Origin of the sequence: Pseudomonas poae (assembly GCF_001439785.1) — a bacterium.
Classification (GTDB): domain Bacteria; phylum Pseudomonadota; class Gammaproteobacteria; order Pseudomonadales; family Pseudomonadaceae; genus Aquipseudomonas; species Aquipseudomonas poae.
On sequence record NZ_JYLI01000008.1, the window covers coordinates 150,618 to 167,060 of the forward strand.

At 62.7% G+C, this 16,443-nt stretch carries 14 protein-coding genes; 3 read left to right on the forward strand and 11 right to left on the reverse strand.

Going from position 1 to position 16,443, the window contains the following annotated elements; all coding sequences use genetic code 11:
* Positions 1 to 10: 10 nt before the first annotated feature.
* The 11 genes from TU75_RS11800 to tssA form a co-directional block, all read right to left on the reverse strand.
* Positions 11 to 1,951, reverse strand: a complete 1,941-nt coding sequence (locus TU75_RS11800; protein ID WP_060549027.1) for a type VI secretion system Vgr family protein — start codon at positions 1,949 to 1,951, stop codon at positions 11 to 13.
* Between the two features lie 155 nt (positions 1,952 to 2,106).
* The gene (tssH, locus tag TU75_RS11805) at positions 2,107 to 4,761 is read right to left on the reverse strand and encodes a type VI secretion system ATPase TssH (protein ID WP_060549028.1); all 2,655 of its coding nucleotides are present in this window, start codon (positions 4,759 to 4,761) and stop codon (positions 2,107 to 2,109) included.
* A complete protein-coding gene (gene tssG / locus TU75_RS11810; RefSeq protein ID WP_060549029.1) occupies positions 4,754 to 5,797 on the reverse strand; it encodes a type VI secretion system baseplate subunit TssG in 1,044 nt (347 codons plus the stop codon). Before tssG ends, tssH begins: the two co-directional genes overlap by 8 nt.
* Entirely contained in the window at positions 5,761 to 7,620 is a 1,860-nt protein-coding gene (tssF, locus tag TU75_RS11815) for a type VI secretion system baseplate subunit TssF (protein WP_060549030.1), read from the reverse strand. Before tssF ends, tssG begins: the two co-directional genes overlap by 37 nt.
* Positions 7,617 to 8,132: a type VI secretion system baseplate subunit TssE gene (gene tssE, locus TU75_RS11820; protein ID WP_015373310.1), complete on the reverse strand. Its 516-nt coding sequence runs from the start codon at positions 8,130 to 8,132 to the stop codon at positions 7,617 to 7,619. Before tssE ends, tssF begins: the two co-directional genes overlap by 4 nt.
* Positions 8,126 to 8,572 carry a hypothetical protein gene (locus TU75_RS11825; RefSeq protein ID WP_060549031.1) on the reverse strand — a complete coding sequence of 149 codons (447 nt, stop codon included), beginning with the start codon at positions 8,570 to 8,572 and terminating at the stop codon, positions 8,126 to 8,128. Before TU75_RS11825 ends, tssE begins: the two co-directional genes overlap by 7 nt.
* On the reverse strand, positions 8,569 to 9,006 hold the full coding sequence (locus TU75_RS11830; RefSeq protein ID WP_060549032.1) for a type VI secretion system amidase effector protein Tae4: 438 nt from the start codon (positions 9,004 to 9,006) through the stop codon (positions 8,569 to 8,571). The genes TU75_RS11825 and TU75_RS11830 overlap by 4 nt, the downstream gene beginning before the upstream one ends.
* A gap of 80 nt (positions 9,007 to 9,086) precedes the next feature.
* Positions 9,087 to 9,575: an Hcp family type VI secretion system effector gene (locus tag TU75_RS11835; RefSeq protein WP_003231692.1), complete on the reverse strand. Its 489-nt coding sequence runs from the start codon at positions 9,573 to 9,575 to the stop codon at positions 9,087 to 9,089.
* Between the two features lie 172 nt (positions 9,576 to 9,747).
* Complete coding sequence (tssC, locus tag TU75_RS11840) at positions 9,748 to 11,244, reverse strand: type VI secretion system contractile sheath large subunit (protein WP_003231690.1); 1,497 nt, start codon at positions 11,242 to 11,244, stop codon at positions 9,748 to 9,750.
* Positions 11,245 to 11,246: 2 nt separating this feature from the next.
* Positions 11,247 to 11,753: a type VI secretion system contractile sheath small subunit gene (tssB, locus tag TU75_RS11845; RefSeq protein WP_003231688.1), complete on the reverse strand. Its 507-nt coding sequence runs from the start codon at positions 11,751 to 11,753 to the stop codon at positions 11,247 to 11,249.
* 54 nt (positions 11,754 to 11,807) lie between these two features.
* On the reverse strand, positions 11,808 to 12,827 hold the full coding sequence (tssA, locus tag TU75_RS11850; protein ID WP_060549033.1) for a type VI secretion system protein TssA: 1,020 nt from the start codon (positions 12,825 to 12,827) through the stop codon (positions 11,808 to 11,810).
* A 394-nt stretch (positions 12,828 to 13,221) separates the two neighbouring features.
* Here tssA and tagH point away from each other — a divergent pair, with 394 nt between their 5' ends.
* From tagH to tssK, 3 genes are read left to right on the forward strand one after another with little or no spacing between them, the layout of a single operon-like run.
* Positions 13,222 to 14,526, forward strand: coding sequence for a type VI secretion system-associated FHA domain protein TagH (gene tagH / locus TU75_RS11855; protein WP_060549034.1), 1,305 nt, complete (start codon positions 13,222 to 13,224; stop codon positions 14,524 to 14,526).
* Between the two features lie 54 nt (positions 14,527 to 14,580).
* The gene (tssJ, locus tag TU75_RS11860; protein ID WP_015373306.1) at positions 14,581 to 15,090 is read left to right on the forward strand and encodes a type VI secretion system lipoprotein TssJ; all 510 of its coding nucleotides are present in this window, start codon (positions 14,581 to 14,583) and stop codon (positions 15,088 to 15,090) included.
* A gap of 18 nt (positions 15,091 to 15,108) precedes the next feature.
* Positions 15,109 to 16,443: a type VI secretion system baseplate subunit TssK gene (gene tssK, locus TU75_RS11865; protein WP_060549035.1), complete on the forward strand. Its 1,335-nt coding sequence runs from the start codon at positions 15,109 to 15,111 to the stop codon at positions 16,441 to 16,443.

Sequence of the window (16,443 nt, forward strand, 5' to 3'; positions counted from 1 at the left end):
AACAGTCTCGTCAGGAGCTTTTGGGCGCGGGGAAGGCGGCTTTGATATTGGCGTCGATGCTGGCTTTCACGCCCTGGCCGTCAGGCGTGGCGCCAGCGCCACCGCCGTTGTTCAGGTGCAGCACGCCGCCGGTGTTGAACTCGGCATCGCCGCTGGCATAGAAGCTGATTTGCACGCCGGTGAGGTTGATCTGCCCGCTGGCGTTCAATTCCAGGATGCTTTCGCCGCAGACCAGGCGCAGGTTTTCACCCACTTCAATCACGTAGCTCTGGCTGATACTGTCGGTCTTCTTTTGCCCGACCGAAAGAATGTCTTCCTGTTTGACGATGCGCAGTCGGTTGTTGCCGATGGTTACCGTCTCGTTGTGGCCGATGCTCTTGTTGCGGTCATGCCCCACCGAGTGGCTCTCATCCACTTCCACCACAATGTCCTGATTGCGCTCGGCGTGGATATACAACTGCTCCAGCCCCTTCTTGTCCTCCATGCGGATTTCATTGAAGTTGGCCGGCGTGCCGCCCTTGCTCGAACGGCTTTTCAGGCCGCTCTGGGTGGCGTTCTCTGGCAGGTCGTAAGGCACCGTCTGCTCGGCGTTGTAAACGCGCCCGGTGATGATCGGCCGGTCCGGGTCACCTTCCAGAAAGCTCACGATCACTTCCTGGCCGATGCGTGGAATCTGCATCGAGCCCCAGTTCTTGCCGGCCCAGGACTGTGAGACACGAATCCAGCACGAGCTGTTCTCGTTGGACTGGTCGTGACGGTCCCAGTAAAAGTGCACCTTCACGCGGCCGTATTGGTCGGTCCAGATTTCCTCGCCCTTGGGGCCGACCACCAGTGCGGTCTGAGGGCCTTTGACGATGGGTCGATGGGTGTTGGCCAGCGGGCGGAAGCTCTGCTGGGCGTCGATGCAGGTCAGGCTGCTTTCAAATTGCGCCGAGGCCGTGCCACCGCCGCTTTCCAGGCTTTCCTGGGTGATGTAGTAGCGGCAGCCGACAATCAGGTATTCGCGGTTCTGGTCCTGGCGGCTGAAGCCGGTAAGGCTGAACAGATGACCCGAACCCAGGCCACGGGCATTGCCGGCGAACTCGATCTGCTCGTGCAGGGTTTGCAGTGCCTCGATGCGGGTGCGCGCGTAGTGTTCGCCATCGGCGCTTTGCACGTAAGTGCCGGGGTAGTCGTACAGCGGGTAGTCGCCGGCGGCGTGCGGGCGCGGCATGGCCGAGCGCACGTCGATGCTGGCGCTGGGGCGCTGGAAGTCGTAGTCGTTAAGCTCCAGCGAGCCGGGCTGCACCTCCTGGGCCAGGTGCCAGTTGTGCATGTGGTCGCGTTCGCGCTGCTGCTCGTCTTTGGGGTAGTACGGAATCGACGCGTAGCCCGGCACCGTGGTGTGGGCACCGTAGGCATCGGCCAGCACCAGTACATGGCGGTCCTGCTCATGGCGGAAGAAGTAGTAGATCCCTTCCTGCTCCATCAAGCGGCTGACGAAATCAAAGCTGGTCTCGCGGTACTGCACGCAGTATTCCCACTCGCGGTACGGCCGGCTCAGGGCGTCTTCGAAGTCGGAAAAGCCCAGGTCGCGAAACACCTGCTTGATGATCTGCGGGATGCTCAGGTTCTGGAAAATCCGGCAATCCGAGGTGCGGCTCAGCAGCCACAACCACGGGCGCAGTGTTACCTGGTAACTGGCGAACTGGCCTTGGTCGATGTTCTGGCTGCAGCGCGCGACGATGCCGTTGAAGTGCCGCTCGCCGCCGTCCGCCAGTTGCACGCCCACGCTCATCGGCTTGCCCAGCAATTGGTTGAGATCGATGTTGGCGTCCAGTGACGTCAGTTGCAGCTCATAGTTGAACAGCCTGCCCAGCTCTTCACCGCCGCCCATTTCATTGAGCAGCAGCACATCCGGCCCGAGGGGGCTGGTGATTTTGGCCAGGCGTGAGGCTTGGTTGAATAGCATCGGTTGTCCTGTCTGTATCGTCATCCCTGAAGAAACCGTATCCATGTGGGAGCTGGCTTGCCTGCGATTACGGTGGATCTGTCGACATTGATGTTGGATGTCAGACCGCTATCGCAGGCAAGCCAGCTCCCACAGTTTGATCGTGTTTCTTCAGGTCAATCGTTGAACTGATAGTGCAATTCGTTATCCCGGCTGCTGATCCGCACCCCCGCCAGCGCCTTGCCTTCAAGCATGCGCGTGAGGAATTCACGGCTCATGTCCGGCAACAGGCTGTTGGTGAGGATGGTGTCGATCATGCGCCCGCCGCTTTCGGTTTCGGTGCAGCGCGACACGATCAGGTCGACCACCGCATCGTCGTAGTCGAAGGCGACTTTGTGGGTGCTCTCCACACGCTTCTTGATGCGGCCCAATTGCAGGCGGGTGATCGCCTTGAGCATCGTGTCACTCAGCGGGTAGTACGGAATCGTCACCAGGCGGCCCAGCAGCGCCGGCGGGAAAATCTCCAGCAGCGGCTGGCGCAGGGCCTTGGCGATTTCCTCGGGCTCGGGGATGTTCGCCGGGTCCTTGCACACCTGGGAAATCAGCTCGGTACCGGCGTTGGTGGTCAGCAGGATCAGGGTGTTCTTGAAGTCGATCACCCGGCCTTCGCCGTCTTCCATCACGCCTTTATCGAACACCTGGAAGAAGATTTCATGCACATCCGGGTGAGCTTTTTCCACTTCGTCCAGCAGCACCACGCTGTAGGGCTTGCGCCGCACCGCTTCGGTCAGCACGCCGCCTTCGCCGTAGCCGATGTAGCCCGGTGGCGCGCCCTTGAGCGTCGATACCGTGTGGGCTTCCTGGAACTCGCTCATGTTGATGGTGATCACGTTCTGCTCACCGCCGTACATGGCTTCAGCCAGGGCAAGGGCGGTTTCGGTCTTGCCCACGCCGGAAGTGCCGGCGAGCATGAACACGCCAATCGGCTTGCTCGGGTTGTCGAGGCCGGCGCGGGACGTCTGGATGCGCTTGGCGATCATCTGCAAGGCGTGGTCCTGGCCGATGATGCGTTTCTTCAGGTGCTGATCGAGGTTGAGCACCGTCTCCAACTCGTTGCGTGCCATACGGCCCACCGGGATGCCGGTCCAGTCGGCGACCACCGAGGCCACGGCCTGGTAATCCACGGTCGGCAGGATCAGTGGGGTTTCGCCCTGCAGGGCGCTGAGGCGTTGTTGCAGGTCGACCAGTTGCGTGCGCAACTCATCGCTGCCGCTGTCCACCACGCCGGCTTTTTCGCGCAGGGTTGCGCGGGTGGCGAGCAACTCATCCACCAGGGTCTTCTCTTCGGCCCAGCGGCTTTCCAGGGTGGTCAGGCGCTCGCGCTCAGCGCTCAACAGCGCCTCGGCGTTGGTTTGGCGCGCGCCAATGTCGATGCCGATGGCATGTTCGCGGGCGATGATCTGCAGCTCGGTTTCCAGTGCTTCGATGCGGCGGCGGCTGTCGTCCACTTCGGCGGGCACGGCGTGCAGGCTGATGGCGACGCGGGCGCAGGCAGTGTCCAGCAGGCTCACGGATTTGTCAGGTAGCTGGCGAGCGGGGATGTAGCGGTGCGACAACTTCACCGAAGCTTCCAGGGCTTCGTCGAGCACCTGCACCTGATGGTGCTTCTCCATGGTCGACGCCACGCCGCGCATCATCAGCAGCGCCTTGTCTTCTGACGGCTCGGCCACCTGGACCACCTGGAAGCGGCGGGTCAGGGCCGGGTCTTTCTCGATGTGCTTTTTGTACTCGGCCCAGGTGGTGGCGGCCACGGTACGCAGGGTGCCACGGGCCAGCGCAGGCTTGAGCAGATTGGCTGCATCGCCCGTGCCGGCGGCGCCACCGGCACCCACCAGGGTGTGGGCTTCGTCGATGAACAGAATGATCGGCTTGGGTGAGGCTTGCACGTCTTCGATGACCTGGCGCAGGCGCTGTTCGAACTCGCCTTTCATGCTGGCGCCGGCTTGCAGCAGGCCCACGTCGAGGCTGCGCAGCTCCACATCCTTGAGCGCCGGCGGTACGTCACCGGCGACGATACGCAGGGCGAACCCTTCGACCACGGCGGTCTTGCCCACGCCGGCTTCACCGGTGAGGATCGGGTTGTTCTGGCGTCGGCGCATCAGGATGTCCACCAGTTGGCGGATCTCTTCGTCACGTCCCACGATCGGGTCAAGCTTGCCGCTGCGCGCCTGTTCGGTGAGGTCCACGGTGAAGCGTTTGAGGGCTTCCTGCTTGCCCATCGCGCTGGGCGCCATGGCGCCGCTGGCTTCGCCGGGCACGCCGGCATTGAAACCGTCGCTGGCGCTCAAGGCGTTTTCCGGCGAGTCGCCAACGTATTCGTCAAAGCGCTCGCTCAGGGCTTCGGGCTTGATCTTGTCGAACTCGGCGGACAAGCCCAGCAGGGCGTGACGCAGGCTCGGCGTCTTCAAGATGCCCAGCACCAGATACCCGGTGCGCACCTGGCTTTCGCCAAACATCAGGCTGCCGTACACCCAGCCGCGCTCCACGGCTTCTTCCACGTGGGAGGACAGGTCGGTGATCGACGTCGAGCCGCGCGGCAGGCGGTCCAGGGCTTCGGTGAGGTCACGGGCCAGACGCGCCGGTTCCACGTTGAACTGGCGGATGATGCGGTGCAGGTCCGAGTCCTGCAGTTGCAGCAACTGGTGGAACCAGTGAGCCAGTTCCACATACGGGTTGCCCCGCAGCTTGCAGAACACGGTGGCGGCTTCGATGGCCTTGTAGGCCACGCTGTTGAGTTTGCCGAACAGTGCGGCGCGACTGATTTCACCCATGCTCTGGATTCCTTGAGGTGGTGGCGTAATCGGCGTAATGCCGGGCCAGGATTAGGTCGTTGGCGTCCCGCTCGGGTTGGCCGAGCCAGGTGTTGAAGCCCAGGCGGAACTGGCCGTTAAGCTGCAGTGTTGGGACTTCGGGTTGTTGCAGAATCAGGTTCAGGTCCCAGTCCAGTTCATGGCCCAGGTACTCGGCCACCCACGCCACCAGCTCGTTGAACGGCTGACCGCCTGGCAGCATGCCCATGTAATCCTCCAGCGTGAGCGGGCCCAGGCGGATGCGGAATTTATGCTGGCGGTCCCACACATGGCTGCCCAGGCAGAAGTCCACGCCCAGCTGGTTGGCGCTCACGCCCACGCGGCTGCGCTCGGGCAGTTCCAGCCATTGGCCGACGTATTCCTCGATCTCCACCGGCAGGCCGAAGTACTCGCCGAGAATCGCCTTCAAACCGTCCGGGTAGCGGGTTTGCGCCGACAGATGACCGCTGTAATGCAGCTTCGCCGTGTCGGGGATCAGCCCCTGGTTCAACAGACTCGGCATGCCCCGGCCGCTTAACGCCGCCAGGCGCGCGGACCAGTAGTCATCGTCCGGGCGGTCGTGGCTGACCGTCGGCCGCGCCTCGGCCCATGCCCGGTAAAACAGACTCAGCAGACGGTGATGGAACACATCCAAAAACTGCTTGCTGGTGCTGTCGGCGTTGTTGCGCTGGCGTTCGCGCACGTACTCGGTGATATGCAGCGGCAGCGGGCCGTTGGGGCCGCCGAGGCCGAAGAAAAACTGTTCGAGCCGCGCCGGTTTGCCGTCGCCACCGGGGTCGACCGACGCCAGCGTAGCCGGAGCGAACGTGCAGTCGGCCTGTTGCCCCATGCGCAGCGGGTCGTCCGCCAGGCGCAGGGAGTGGCCCAGGCGCGGCAGGTCCGGCGATTCGCATTCGATACGCCGCAGCGCCTGGAAAAAATCATATTCCCAGGGCTCCTGGTGCATCGCGTCCAGGGTACTCACAGGGTCGGACGCCGTCCGGGCGTGGCTTTCCATCGCATGATCTCGCCGCGTTCGGTGGTACGGATCACCGTTTCGGTAAAACTGTTGATCGACACGTAGCGTGCCAGGAAGCGTTCGAGCACCGCACCGAGCAGAAACACACCGGTGCCGCGAAACGCGTTTTCATCAAATCCGAGGGTGATCTCCAGGCCGCGCCCGAACACAATCGGGCCGGGCATCGGCAGGCGCCGGGTCACCGCTTTGCTGCTGACCTCGCGCAGGCCCTCGATCTGCAAGGGCAGGGCGGCATCGTTGCTGTCGCCATACAGGCGCAGCAGTTCACGCAGGGCGCCGGCACCCTGGCCTTGCTCGCTCAGTGACAAATAGTTGAGCGACAGCTGGCTGATCAAGCGCCACGCCTTCGCATCGTGGGCGTGGCTGGCGCGCGGACGGCTCGGCCCTGCCACACAACGCACAGCCAACACCGGCGCGCTGTCGGCCAGGGTGAAATCGGTCTTGCCGTTGCCCACGCTCATGAACAGCGGCAGGTCGCGGTTGGTGCACAGCGCCGTCACGCCCAATTGGCGCAAGTCATGGCCATAGGGCGCCTGGCGGCTGTCCACCAGGCTGACGAAAGTTTCGCTGCCCACATAGGTGGAGCGCGGGCCGTTGCGGCGCTGGTCGCTGGACAACACGCGGGGCTCGCGGCGCACGGTGTAGTAAGCCTGGTCACGGCCGTAGCGTGATGGATCGCGCACCGCGTAAAACGGCAGGAACGGCTGCTCCGGCCCGGTGCCGTGGCCGGTGATACCGCTCAAAGAGTGAATCTCGAAGTCCATCGGCCGCGTGCGGTCGGCGATCACATGGTGTTCGTTGACCCGGTCGGACAAGTGAATGCGGTCCACGCGCTTGGGGAACAGGTTGATCGCCGGCGTGCAGAACGGCAGGAACTGTGCCGCGCCGACGCTGCCTTCCAGGCTCGGCTCGTGGCGGTTGAACAGCACGATCAGTTCCAGCTCCTGGCCGTCGCAGCGTTTGACTGCGCGGCTCAGCTCGGCGAATTCGACGAACAGAAAGCGGTGGGGCAGGGCGAAGTATTCCTGCAGCAGGCGATAACCCTGGAACGCACGAGCCACCACCGGCATTGCCGCGTCGGCATCGTCAAAGCCGCGCGAGCGCAGCGCGTCTTTGGGCAGACGCTCGACCCAGTCGCCACCCGGCTTGCGCGCAAACACGGCGCAGGCATTGCCGAGCAATTGTTCGTAGAGGCGAAAGGGTTGCTCGTCGGCACCGCTGAGGTACAGCGGCAGGTTGTCCAGGTCGAGGCTGTTGAACGGCAGCTCGGCACCGGTGCGCAGGGTCAGGCGCAGGCCGGCCTTGGCTTTCGGTTCGCTGGCGGCCAGGCGTCCGAGCACGGCGGCGGGGTTGCCGAAATATTCGGCGTTGCTGACCTGCAACGGCCACAGCGTCACCGGGTGCGCGGTGCGGTACTCGCAGCAGGTCTGGGTTTCACGGCCCAGGGCCGCGCGCAGTACGGTGTCGCGCGGCAATGGGAAACCACTGGCCAGGGAGCCCTCATCCGGGTCGGTCTGCAATTGCACCACGGTCATCGACGGGGTCGGCGCCAGGTAGTGCGGGTAGGCAATTTCCAACAGGTTGTGGGTGAAGGTCGGGTACTCGGCATCGAGCTTGAGCTGCACGCGGGCCGTGAGGTAGGCAAAGCCTTCGAGCAGGCGTTCGACGTACGGGTCGGCGCAGTCCATGCCGGACAATGTCAGCCGACTGGCGATCTTCGGGTATTCCCTGGCGAACTCGGCGGCGCTTTCGCGCACGTGGTGCAGTTCCTGGTTGTACAGCTCCAGCAGGCGCGGGTTCATGGGCGTCTCCGCTGATCGGCGTTGACCACGCGCACATGGCCGGACTCCAGGTCCAGATCGGTTTGCAGCAGCAGGCGCAACGGCACCGGCTGCGCCCACAGGTCGCCTTCGATCTCGAAACTCAGGGCGTTGTGATTCATCTCGCCCTGGCCGACGCGGGCCTTGACGCGCAGGGTGTGGCGCAAAATGCGCGGTTCAAAAGTGGCGATGGCCTGGTAGATCAAGGCTTCGAGCGCTTTGATATCCACGCTGGAAACGCTGTTGCCCGCCAGCGCTGGCAGGCCGTAATTGATCACGGACGTGCCGGCCGGCGTGTGCAGGGTGGCATCGGCATCGAGCAGCGAGGTGGTGTTGAGCAGCCACGCCAGGTCGCGCAGCACCGAGGCTTTCAATTGGGTCAGGGACAGCACGCGTTTGTCAGCGCTCTCCTTGGGGTTGGTCGGGTCGTCGTCGGTCAGCCGGTCCAGCAGGGACGGTTGCAGACGGTCGCGCGGGGCGATTTCGGTTACCACCGGAAGAGGGCCGTGAACATTTTCTGGTCTTCCTGACCATAGCCGCACATGGCGCTTGGATTGACCGTTGAAGCTTCCAGGCGACCGTTGATCAAGCGTACGGCCTGGGATTGGGTCAAGCAGTCTTGGCTCGGTGCAGGCTCTGGCACGCTACGCTCGACCAGAAAAATCGGCACACCCCTGAACGTCTCTACCCGTAATTCACCTTTTGGATTCAGGTTGAAGTAGCAGGGCCATTCCATTCCCAGTGCCAGATGAGTCTGGTCGGGCTTGAGCACCGCACATTGACCCTTGGCGTCCACGAGCTGGATGGCCTGACCGGCGAATACCCCCTGCGTGCGAGCAGGTGCGTCGAGCGGGTTCGGAGCGGGCTCGGCGCACGCGCTCAAGCTGATCAACAGGTTGGCGAACAGCATTGATTTTAACGTTTTAGCGATCATTGCAACTCCCAGAACCAGACCTGTTTGGAGAGAAAGTCGCCATCGAAAAAGCCTTTGGTTCGGCCTCGGTTCCACAGGTCGATATGGTCACCGGTACGCTCGCTCTCGGGTTCGCCGGCACGTGCAAAGCAATCCTTGAAGAAAACAATTCCGGTTTTTTGATTCAGCGTCAGCCGGTCGGCCGCACTGCCACTGAGAATGGTCGGACGGCCCAAGTGATTACGCCAGAGCCAATTGGCCAGGGATTCAGCACCGCGAGCATGGTCGTGTTTGCATTTTGGGTCGGTATAGGTCGATTTATTGACCTTGATATTCAGCTCGCCATTGAGCGCGACGCTCATACGGATAGCGCACTGATTGCCCCACGGTTGGTCGCAAGGGTTTTTGACGGTGGGGTAGCTGTTCCACAAATTGATAAACGACGGTTTGGCCATGACTCAGATACCGAAGAGGAAAAGGTCGAATGCGAGCAAGCACCAAAACCCCCGGCGCGTAACGACGGGGGTGTGTTGTATCAACGCTTGGTGTTGGACCGGATGTTCCAGCCGAACTTGATCGGGCCGCCGTCTTTGGTGCCGTCGGCTTTCTGTGGCTGGTAGTCGACCAGCACCTGGGCGAAGTTAAGCGTGACGTTCTCGGTCAGGCGATCATCGCTGCCCGAGCCGCCGGTGCTCAGGGACGTGACCAGCACTTCTTCCAGGTTGATCACCATGTACTCGACCTGGCTTTCACCACCGGCCTTGCGCACGGTGAGCTTGACCTTGTCGATGTGCTTGCCGCTGGCGCAGTGCATCATCAGGTTGGGCGAGGCCTTGTCGACATACTTGGTCAGCGACAGGTCCTGGATATTTACCTTGCCGGCGCCGCCACCACCGCCCACGTGCATGTTGCCGGACTGGGCCATGCCCCAGCTCCAGTTCAGCACGTCGATTTCGTCCTTGTGGGCCTTGTCCATGGACTCGCCCTTGATGTCGCCGATCTTGATGAAAATATCAACAGCCATGATTTCTCCCTGTGTGGCACGGGCCACTGAATTTGTTATGCCCCAAAGGGGCAGTGCTTCTCTGTGGGAGCTGGCTCGCCTGCGATTGCATCACCGCGGTCTGACTGACAAACCAAGTTGTCTGCATCGCGGGCAAGCCCTGCTCCCACAGAAGAGCCGGTTCAACCGTTACTTACGCGCTTTTCGCCGAAGGCAGCTTCGAGACCAGACGCAACGACACCGTCAGCCCTTCAAGCTGGTAGTGCGGGCGCAGGTAGAACTTGGAGTTGTAGTACCCCGGGTTGCCTTCCACTTCTTCCACGATCACTTCGGCGGCCGCCAACGGGTGCTGGGCCTTGGTGGTTTCGGTGGAGTGCGCCGGGTCGCCGTCGACGTAGTTGAGGATCCAGTCCTGCAACCAGCGCTGCATCTCGTCCTTCTCTTTGAAGGAACCGATCTTGTCGCGAACGATGCACTTCAAGTAGTGCGCGAAACGGCAGGTGGCGAACAGGTACGGCAGGCGCGCAGCCAGGTTGGCGTTGGCGGTGGCGTCCGGGTCGTCGTATTCGGCTGGCTTCTGCAATGACTGGGCGCCGATGAACGCGGCGAAGTCGGTGTTTTTCTTGTGCAGCAGCGGCATGAAACCGTTTTTCGCCAGCTCCGCTTCACGGCGGTCGCTGATGGCGATTTCGGTCGGGCACTTCATGTCCACGCCGCCGTCATCGGTCGGGAACGTGTGCGCCGGCAGGTTTTCCACTTCGCCGCCGGACTCGATACCACGGATGCGCGAGCACCAGCCGTAGTGTTTGAACGAACGGTTGATGTTCACCGCCATCGCGTACGCGGCGTTGGCCCAGGTGTACTTGGAGCTGTCCGCGCCGTCGGTGTTTTCTTCGAAGGCGAACGCCTCCACCGGGTCGGTCTTGGCGCCGTACGGCAGGCGCGCGAGGAAGCGCGGCATGGTCAGGCCGATGTAGCGCGAGTCTTCCGATTCACGCAGCGAGCGCCAGCCGGCGTATTCCGGGGTGGTGAAAATCTTGGTCAGGTCGCGCGGGTTCGACAGCTCCTGCCACGAGCCCATGCCCATCACGGTCGGCGAGGCCGCAGCGATGAACGGCGAGTGCATGGCAGCGCAGACTTTCGACAGCTCGCCCAGCAGTTCCACGTCCGGTGGCGACTGATCGAAGTAGTAGTCGCCCACCAGACAGCCGTAAGGTTCGCCGCCGAACTGACCGTATTCTTCTTCATACATCTTCTTGAAGATCGGGCTCTGGTCCCACGCGGTGCCCTTGAATTTCTTCAGGGTCTTGTGCAGTTCGGGTTTGGAGATGTTGAGCACGCGAATTTTCAGCTGCTCATCGCTCTCGGTGTTGTTGACCAGGTAGTGCAGGCCACGCCAGGCGCTTTCCAGTTGCTGGAAGTCCTGGTGGTGGATGATCTGGTTGACCTGGGCGGTGAGCTTGGCGTCGATGGCGGCGATGATCGATTCGATCGACTTGATCGCGTCATTGGACACCAGATCGGTTTGCGCCAGGGCCTGTTCGGCCAGGGTGCGCACGGCGGTTTCCACGGCTTCGCGGGCACGCTCGGTCTTGGGCTTGAATTCCTGCATCAGCAGGGATGCGAACTCGCTGGTTTCTTCGGTGGCGCCCAGGTTCAGCGCGCCTTCGCGAACGGTAGTGTCGGTCATGATTACTGATCCCCTGCAGGCTTCGGCGCGCTGGCAAGTGCCTGGAGCAGTGCCGGGTCCTTGATCGCCTTCATGATGATTTCTTCAGCGCCGGTCTTGCCGTCCATGTAGGTCAGCAGGTTGGCCAGTTGGGTGCGGGCTTCGAGCAGTTGGTTCAGCGAGTCGACCTTGCGCGCCACGGCGGCGGGGCTGAAGTCGTCCATGCTTTCGAAGGTGATGTCCAGGCTCAGGTTGCCTTCGCCGGTCAATTCGTTGGGGACATGGAACGCCACGCGCGGCTGCATGGCCTTGAGACGCGAGTCGAAGTTGTCGACGTCCACTTCGAGGAACTTGCGGTCGGCGACCGCCGCCAGAGGCTCGGCAGGCTTGCCGGCGAGGTCGGCCATCACGCCCATCACGAAGGGCAGCTGGACCTTTTTCTCGGCGCCGTAAAGCTCGACGTCGTACTCGATCTGCACCCGAGGCGCGCGGTTGCGCGCGATGAACTTCTGAGAACTTTGCTTCGCCACGTTGCTGCTCCTGGTCGCTTGAGCGACGGTGTTGTTACTGCACAGTCCGGCGGCTTACTCGCCGTCCGGGCCGCGCAGGTTTTCAAATTGGGACATGCCGTCGGGAATCAGATTGCGCACGATGGCCGCGAAATCGGCGTGCACCAGATTCTTCGCGCGGTTCAACAGCACCGGCAACGGGCTTGAAGGTTCGTGCCGGGTGTAATACGCAAGGATCTTGTCGAGGCTGCGCAGCACGTCATCGCGGCTGGCGATATCGGCAGCCGGACGCGGTGCGGCGGGGGCTGCGGCGAAGTCGACCGAGGGGGCATTGTCGTCACTGACGGCCTCGGGTTCGCGGCTGCTGTCGGTGCCGGGCACCGCTTGATTGAGCAGGTGCAACGCCTGTTTGAGCGGCTGCTTCAAGGCGCTGAGGTCCACGCCCTGGGCGGAACCGACCTGGTCGTTGACCTGTTGTTCGATGGCTTCGCAGGCTGCACGCGCCGCGCTGAGGGCGTCGCGGGTGGCTTGCAACTGGTCGGGATCGCTGTCGAGGAACGCGGCGTTGAGTTGCTGCGCGCCGAGTGCTTCATCAGGAAAGCTCAACAGCCCGCTGGCATTGAGCGCGGCGCGCAGGCTCACCGGGCCGAAGGTGCGCGAGCGCGTGAGAATGCTTTCGCGCAGCAGGCGGATGGTGGTGTCGCTGGCCAGGCCGGAAAGGGCGTTGATGCGCACGGTTGGGTCGTTGTCGTCGTCGGCATCCAGGCGCGGGTGCAGCTCGGCCCAGTATTGGCGCAGCAGCGCGTCGATCAGCGTGAGAACGTCGGCCAGCCCCGCGACACCCTGGAGGGCGAGGGTGCTTTGCAGCAGAAAGTGGGTGATGCGCAGGTCTTTGCTGCGCTGCAGCAAGTCGAGGCTTTGCTGCTGGATGCTGCGCCAATCCGGCGGTTCGGCGGGCAGAATGGAGTCGCCCATGCTGCGCTCGGGCTGGCCCTTGGCATCACGTTCCAGTTGGAGAAATTGCGCGTCATATTCCATGTCTTCGCCACATGGCGAGTTCGCGGAAACGGCGGTGAGCAGCAACGGCACATCCACTGAAATTGATCTCCCTATCAGCCCGCGGGAGGGCGAGCAATTCATGCATTAGTTGCGCGAGGAACTTTGCATGGTTTCTTTGTCATATAAATCGCATGCCACTAATGTGACATCACGTCTATGCAAGAAGTTGTGCATTTTTGGTGTAGTAGTTACGCCTTGTCAAGGTAAGCTATTCGCTCTCTGTGACAGATGTGCGGTGCTTAACAACCTGCGCGACTGGCGGGTCGAGTGAAGGACCCGCGCAGGATTTTTGTCACAGAGCCCGGTTAAGATCAGCGATCATGCTGACAAAAGCAGGTTCCAAAGGTCGGTTGCACGACCCGAAGGGGGGAATCTCGGGAAACGCTGTCCCGGAAATCGACTGCGCGCGAAGTATCAGCAAGGAGGCAAGATGTCGCTGTGTTTGACTATTACTAGTTATCACAAGATCACCCCTGGGCAGTGCCCCGAAAAGTCCATTGATCAGGGCTCGATGGCGATCGGCCGCAGTTCGGAAAACGACTGGGTATTGCCCGATCCAGAGCGTCTGGTCTCTTCACAACATTGCGTTATTCAATACAAGGATGGCCGTTATTATTTAACGGATAACAGCACCAATGGCGTGGAATTGGTTAACGCCGGTATTCGCATGCGCCGGGGTAACAGCGAGCCGTTACAGGACGGCGAGTTGATCCGCATCGGTGATTACGAAATCCAGGCGCGCATCGATTTCACTGTGCAAACCATTGATAGCCAAGCCTTTGCCGGTGACTCGCCGAACAGCTTCGAAGCGTTGATGGGCGCCGTTGCGAACACGCCCCAGGCCACGCCGGCGATTGCACCGCAGTTCCAGGGTGCCTCGTCGATGGACACCCTGCCGGACCTGTTCGACTTTCTTGGCCCCGCCGCCGTGCCGCCGCCGACCGTGGCAGATCATGTGCCGTCCGAACAGCACGATTTCCGCCCACCCGCGCCCGTCGCCGCGCCGATTGTCGAAACGCCAGGAGCGTCAGCTGCGGTGATTCCCGAAGACTGGGACCTGCTCGGCGATGCGCCACCGCCGCCCGCACCCGTCATCGCTGCGCCACCTGTGGTCGAGCCCGCGCTCCCCGTGGTCAGCGCCCAGCCCCAACCGGACCTTTTGCAAGCCTTCCTGCGCGGCGCCGGCCTCGATCAGCTGCGCCTGGACAACGCCTATGCCTGCGCTCAGATGGAAAGCATCGGCCGCAGCTACCGGCTGATGGTCGAAGGCCTGATCGATGTGTTGCGTGCCCGCGCCAGCCTCAAAGGCGAGTTCCGCATGCAACAGACCATGATCCAGCCCGCCGAAAACAATCCGTTGAAATTTGCCCCGAATGCCGACGAAGCGTTACTGCTGTTGCTGCGTCATGGCAACCAAGCGTTCATGGCGCCGGATGTGGCCGTGCGCGAGAGTTTCGATGACCTGCGCGCGCACCAGCTGGCGGTGATGGCCGGCGTGGAAGCGGCCATCAAGCACCTGCTGGCGCGCTTTGAACCAGCGCAGCTGGAAGAACGCATGGGCAAGCCTGGCGGGCTGTCGAGTCTTTTCCACGGCTCGCGTCAGGCCCAGTACTGGCAACAGTTCACCGAGCTTTACAGCAACATTTCCCGCGAGGCCCAGGAAGATTTCCAGGACCTGTTCGGCCGCGAGTTCAGCCGAGCCTACGAAGAGCACAGTGCACGACAGCGTCGCTGACCCGACGCGACCCAGGATTCAACGGATAGCCAAGTACGTCATTGAGGACACAGGATGATTTTCAGGTTTTTACTCGCAGCCGCCACCGCGCTGCTGCTGACGGCGTGTGCACAGCATGCGGCCAAGCCCGAAAGCGCGGCTGAAGCCGACGCGAACAGCGCTGCCATCACATTGCATTTTCACGCCATTGCCGGGCTCAACCCCGGTGCCAACGGCCAGGCCGCGCCGGTGCGGGTGCGCATTTTCGAACTGAAAAACGCCGCCACCTTCGCCCGCTCCGACTACTTCGCCCTGGCCGACCGCGCGCAGTCCACCCTCGGTCTCGACCTGCTGGACCAGGACGAAGTGATGGTCCAGCCCGGCCAGCAACTGAGCATCCGGCGCGACCTCGACCCTGCCACGCGTCAGGTCGGCCTGCTGGTGGGCTATCGCGAGCTGGACCGCGCGCAATGGCGCGCGGTGGTCAACGTGCCGCCGCGTCAGAACACCGAACACCAGATCAGCCTCGATGTGCGCGCCGTGCGCGCCGATGTCGTGGCTCCCCCCTCCAGCCCTGCCCAATAAGAAATCATCGGAGCTCCCATGTCCTGGAACAATCGCGTGGTCTGGTCGGAAGGCATGTTCATCGGAACGCAGCACTTCCAGCAGCATGACCGTTACCTCGAGAACCTGATTGATGCCCGCAGTCGCCCGCTGTCTGCCGGCGCCTGGGGCTTTTCCGAGCTACTGATCGACCAGGGCCTGCTGGCCCAGGGCAAGCTGGCGATTGTCTCGGCGCGGGGCCTGTTGCCCGATGGCACGCCATTCAATATTCCCCAGGACGACCTGGCGCCGAGCCCGCTGAACATTGACGACAACCTGCGCGACGGCCTGGTGTACCTGGCCTTGCCGCTCAAGCGTGCGGGTGCGCGGGACACGGTGGAGGCAGGCGAAGCGCTGGAAGCGGCGCGTTACGTGAGCCAGGTGCGCGAAGTGCGCGACGATAACGCACCGTTCGAAAACCGCGCCCCCGTGGCCGTAGGCGCGCGTGCGTTGCGCCTGCTCACCGCCGAGGATGGCATCAGCGACTACGCCGCCGTGGGCCTGGTGCGCATCAAGGAAAAACGCGCCGACCGCGCCTTGGTACTCGACGACACTTACATCCCGCCGGTGCTGGACGTGGCCGCCAGCAAACCGCTGAGCGCGTTTCGCAGTGAATTGCTCGGCCTGCTGCACCAGCGCGGCGAAGCCCTGGCCGGTCGCGTGGTGGCTTCGGGCGCTGGCGGTGCCTCGGAGATTGCCGATTTCATGCTGCTGCAACTGGTCAACCGTGCGCAGCCGCTGATCCAGCACATCACCCAACTGAGCCCGCTGCACCCGGAGCGTTTCTTCAGCGAACTGGTGAGCCTGGCCGGTGAGTTCTCCACCTTTGCCACGTCGGGTCGACGCCCCCAGGAATACCCACACTACCAGCACGACGACCTGGCCCTGAGCTTCGCTCCGGTGATGGCGGCGCTGCGTGAAGCGCTGTCGATGCTGATCGACAGCAAGGCCACGCCGATCCCGATTGTGGAGAAAGCATACGGTGTGCACGTCGCCATGCTGGCGGACAAGACCCTGCTCGAGAGCGCCAGTTTCATCCTCGTGGTGCGCGCCGATGTGCCCGGCGAAACCCTGCGCGCGCGCTTCGGCCAGCAGAGCAAGGTCGGTTCGGTGGAGCACATCCGCGATCTGGTCAACCTGCAATTGCCGGGCATCGGCCTGTTGCCCCTGCCGGTCGCGCCGCGCCAATTGCCGTACCACGCAGGCTCCACCTACTACGAGTTGGACCGTGGCAGCGAACACTGGCAGCAACTGGGTAACTCCGGTGGGTTCGCCTTCCATATCGCCGGGCAGTTCCCGGGCTTGAACCTGGCCTTCTGGGCGATTCGAGGATAA

Coding starts and splice junctions, on each gene's coding strand:
- TU75_RS11800 (WP_060549027.1), bottom strand. CDS start 1,951: ATGCTATTCAACCAAGCCTCACGCCTGGCCAAAATCACCAGCCCCCTC.
- tssH (WP_060549028.1), bottom strand. CDS start 4,761: ATGGGTGAAATCAGTCGCGCCGCACTGTTCGGCAAACTCAACAGCGTG.
- tssG (WP_060549029.1), bottom strand. CDS start 5,797: ATGGAAAGCCACGCCCGGACGGCGTCCGACCCTGTGAGTACCCTGGAC.
- tssF (WP_060549030.1), bottom strand. CDS start 7,620: ATGAACCCGCGCCTGCTGGAGCTGTACAACCAGGAACTGCACCACGTG.
- TU75_RS11825 (WP_060549031.1), bottom strand. CDS start 8,572: ATGATCGCTAAAACGTTAAAATCAATGCTGTTCGCCAACCTGTTGATC.
- TU75_RS11830 (WP_060549032.1), bottom strand. CDS start 9,006: ATGGCCAAACCGTCGTTTATCAATTTGTGGAACAGCTACCCCACCGTC.
- TU75_RS11835 (WP_003231692.1), bottom strand. CDS start 9,575: ATGGCTGTTGATATTTTCATCAAGATCGGCGACATCAAGGGCGAGTCC.
- tssC (WP_003231690.1), bottom strand. CDS start 11,244: ATGACCGACACTACCGTTCGCGAAGGCGCGCTGAACCTGGGCGCCACC.
- tagH (WP_060549034.1), top strand. CDS start 13,222: ATGTCGCTGTGTTTGACTATTACTAGTTATCACAAGATCACCCCTGGG.
- tssJ (WP_015373306.1), top strand. CDS start 14,581: ATGATTTTCAGGTTTTTACTCGCAGCCGCCACCGCGCTGCTGCTGACG.
- tssK (WP_060549035.1), top strand. CDS start 15,109: ATGTCCTGGAACAATCGCGTGGTCTGGTCGGAAGGCATGTTCATCGGA.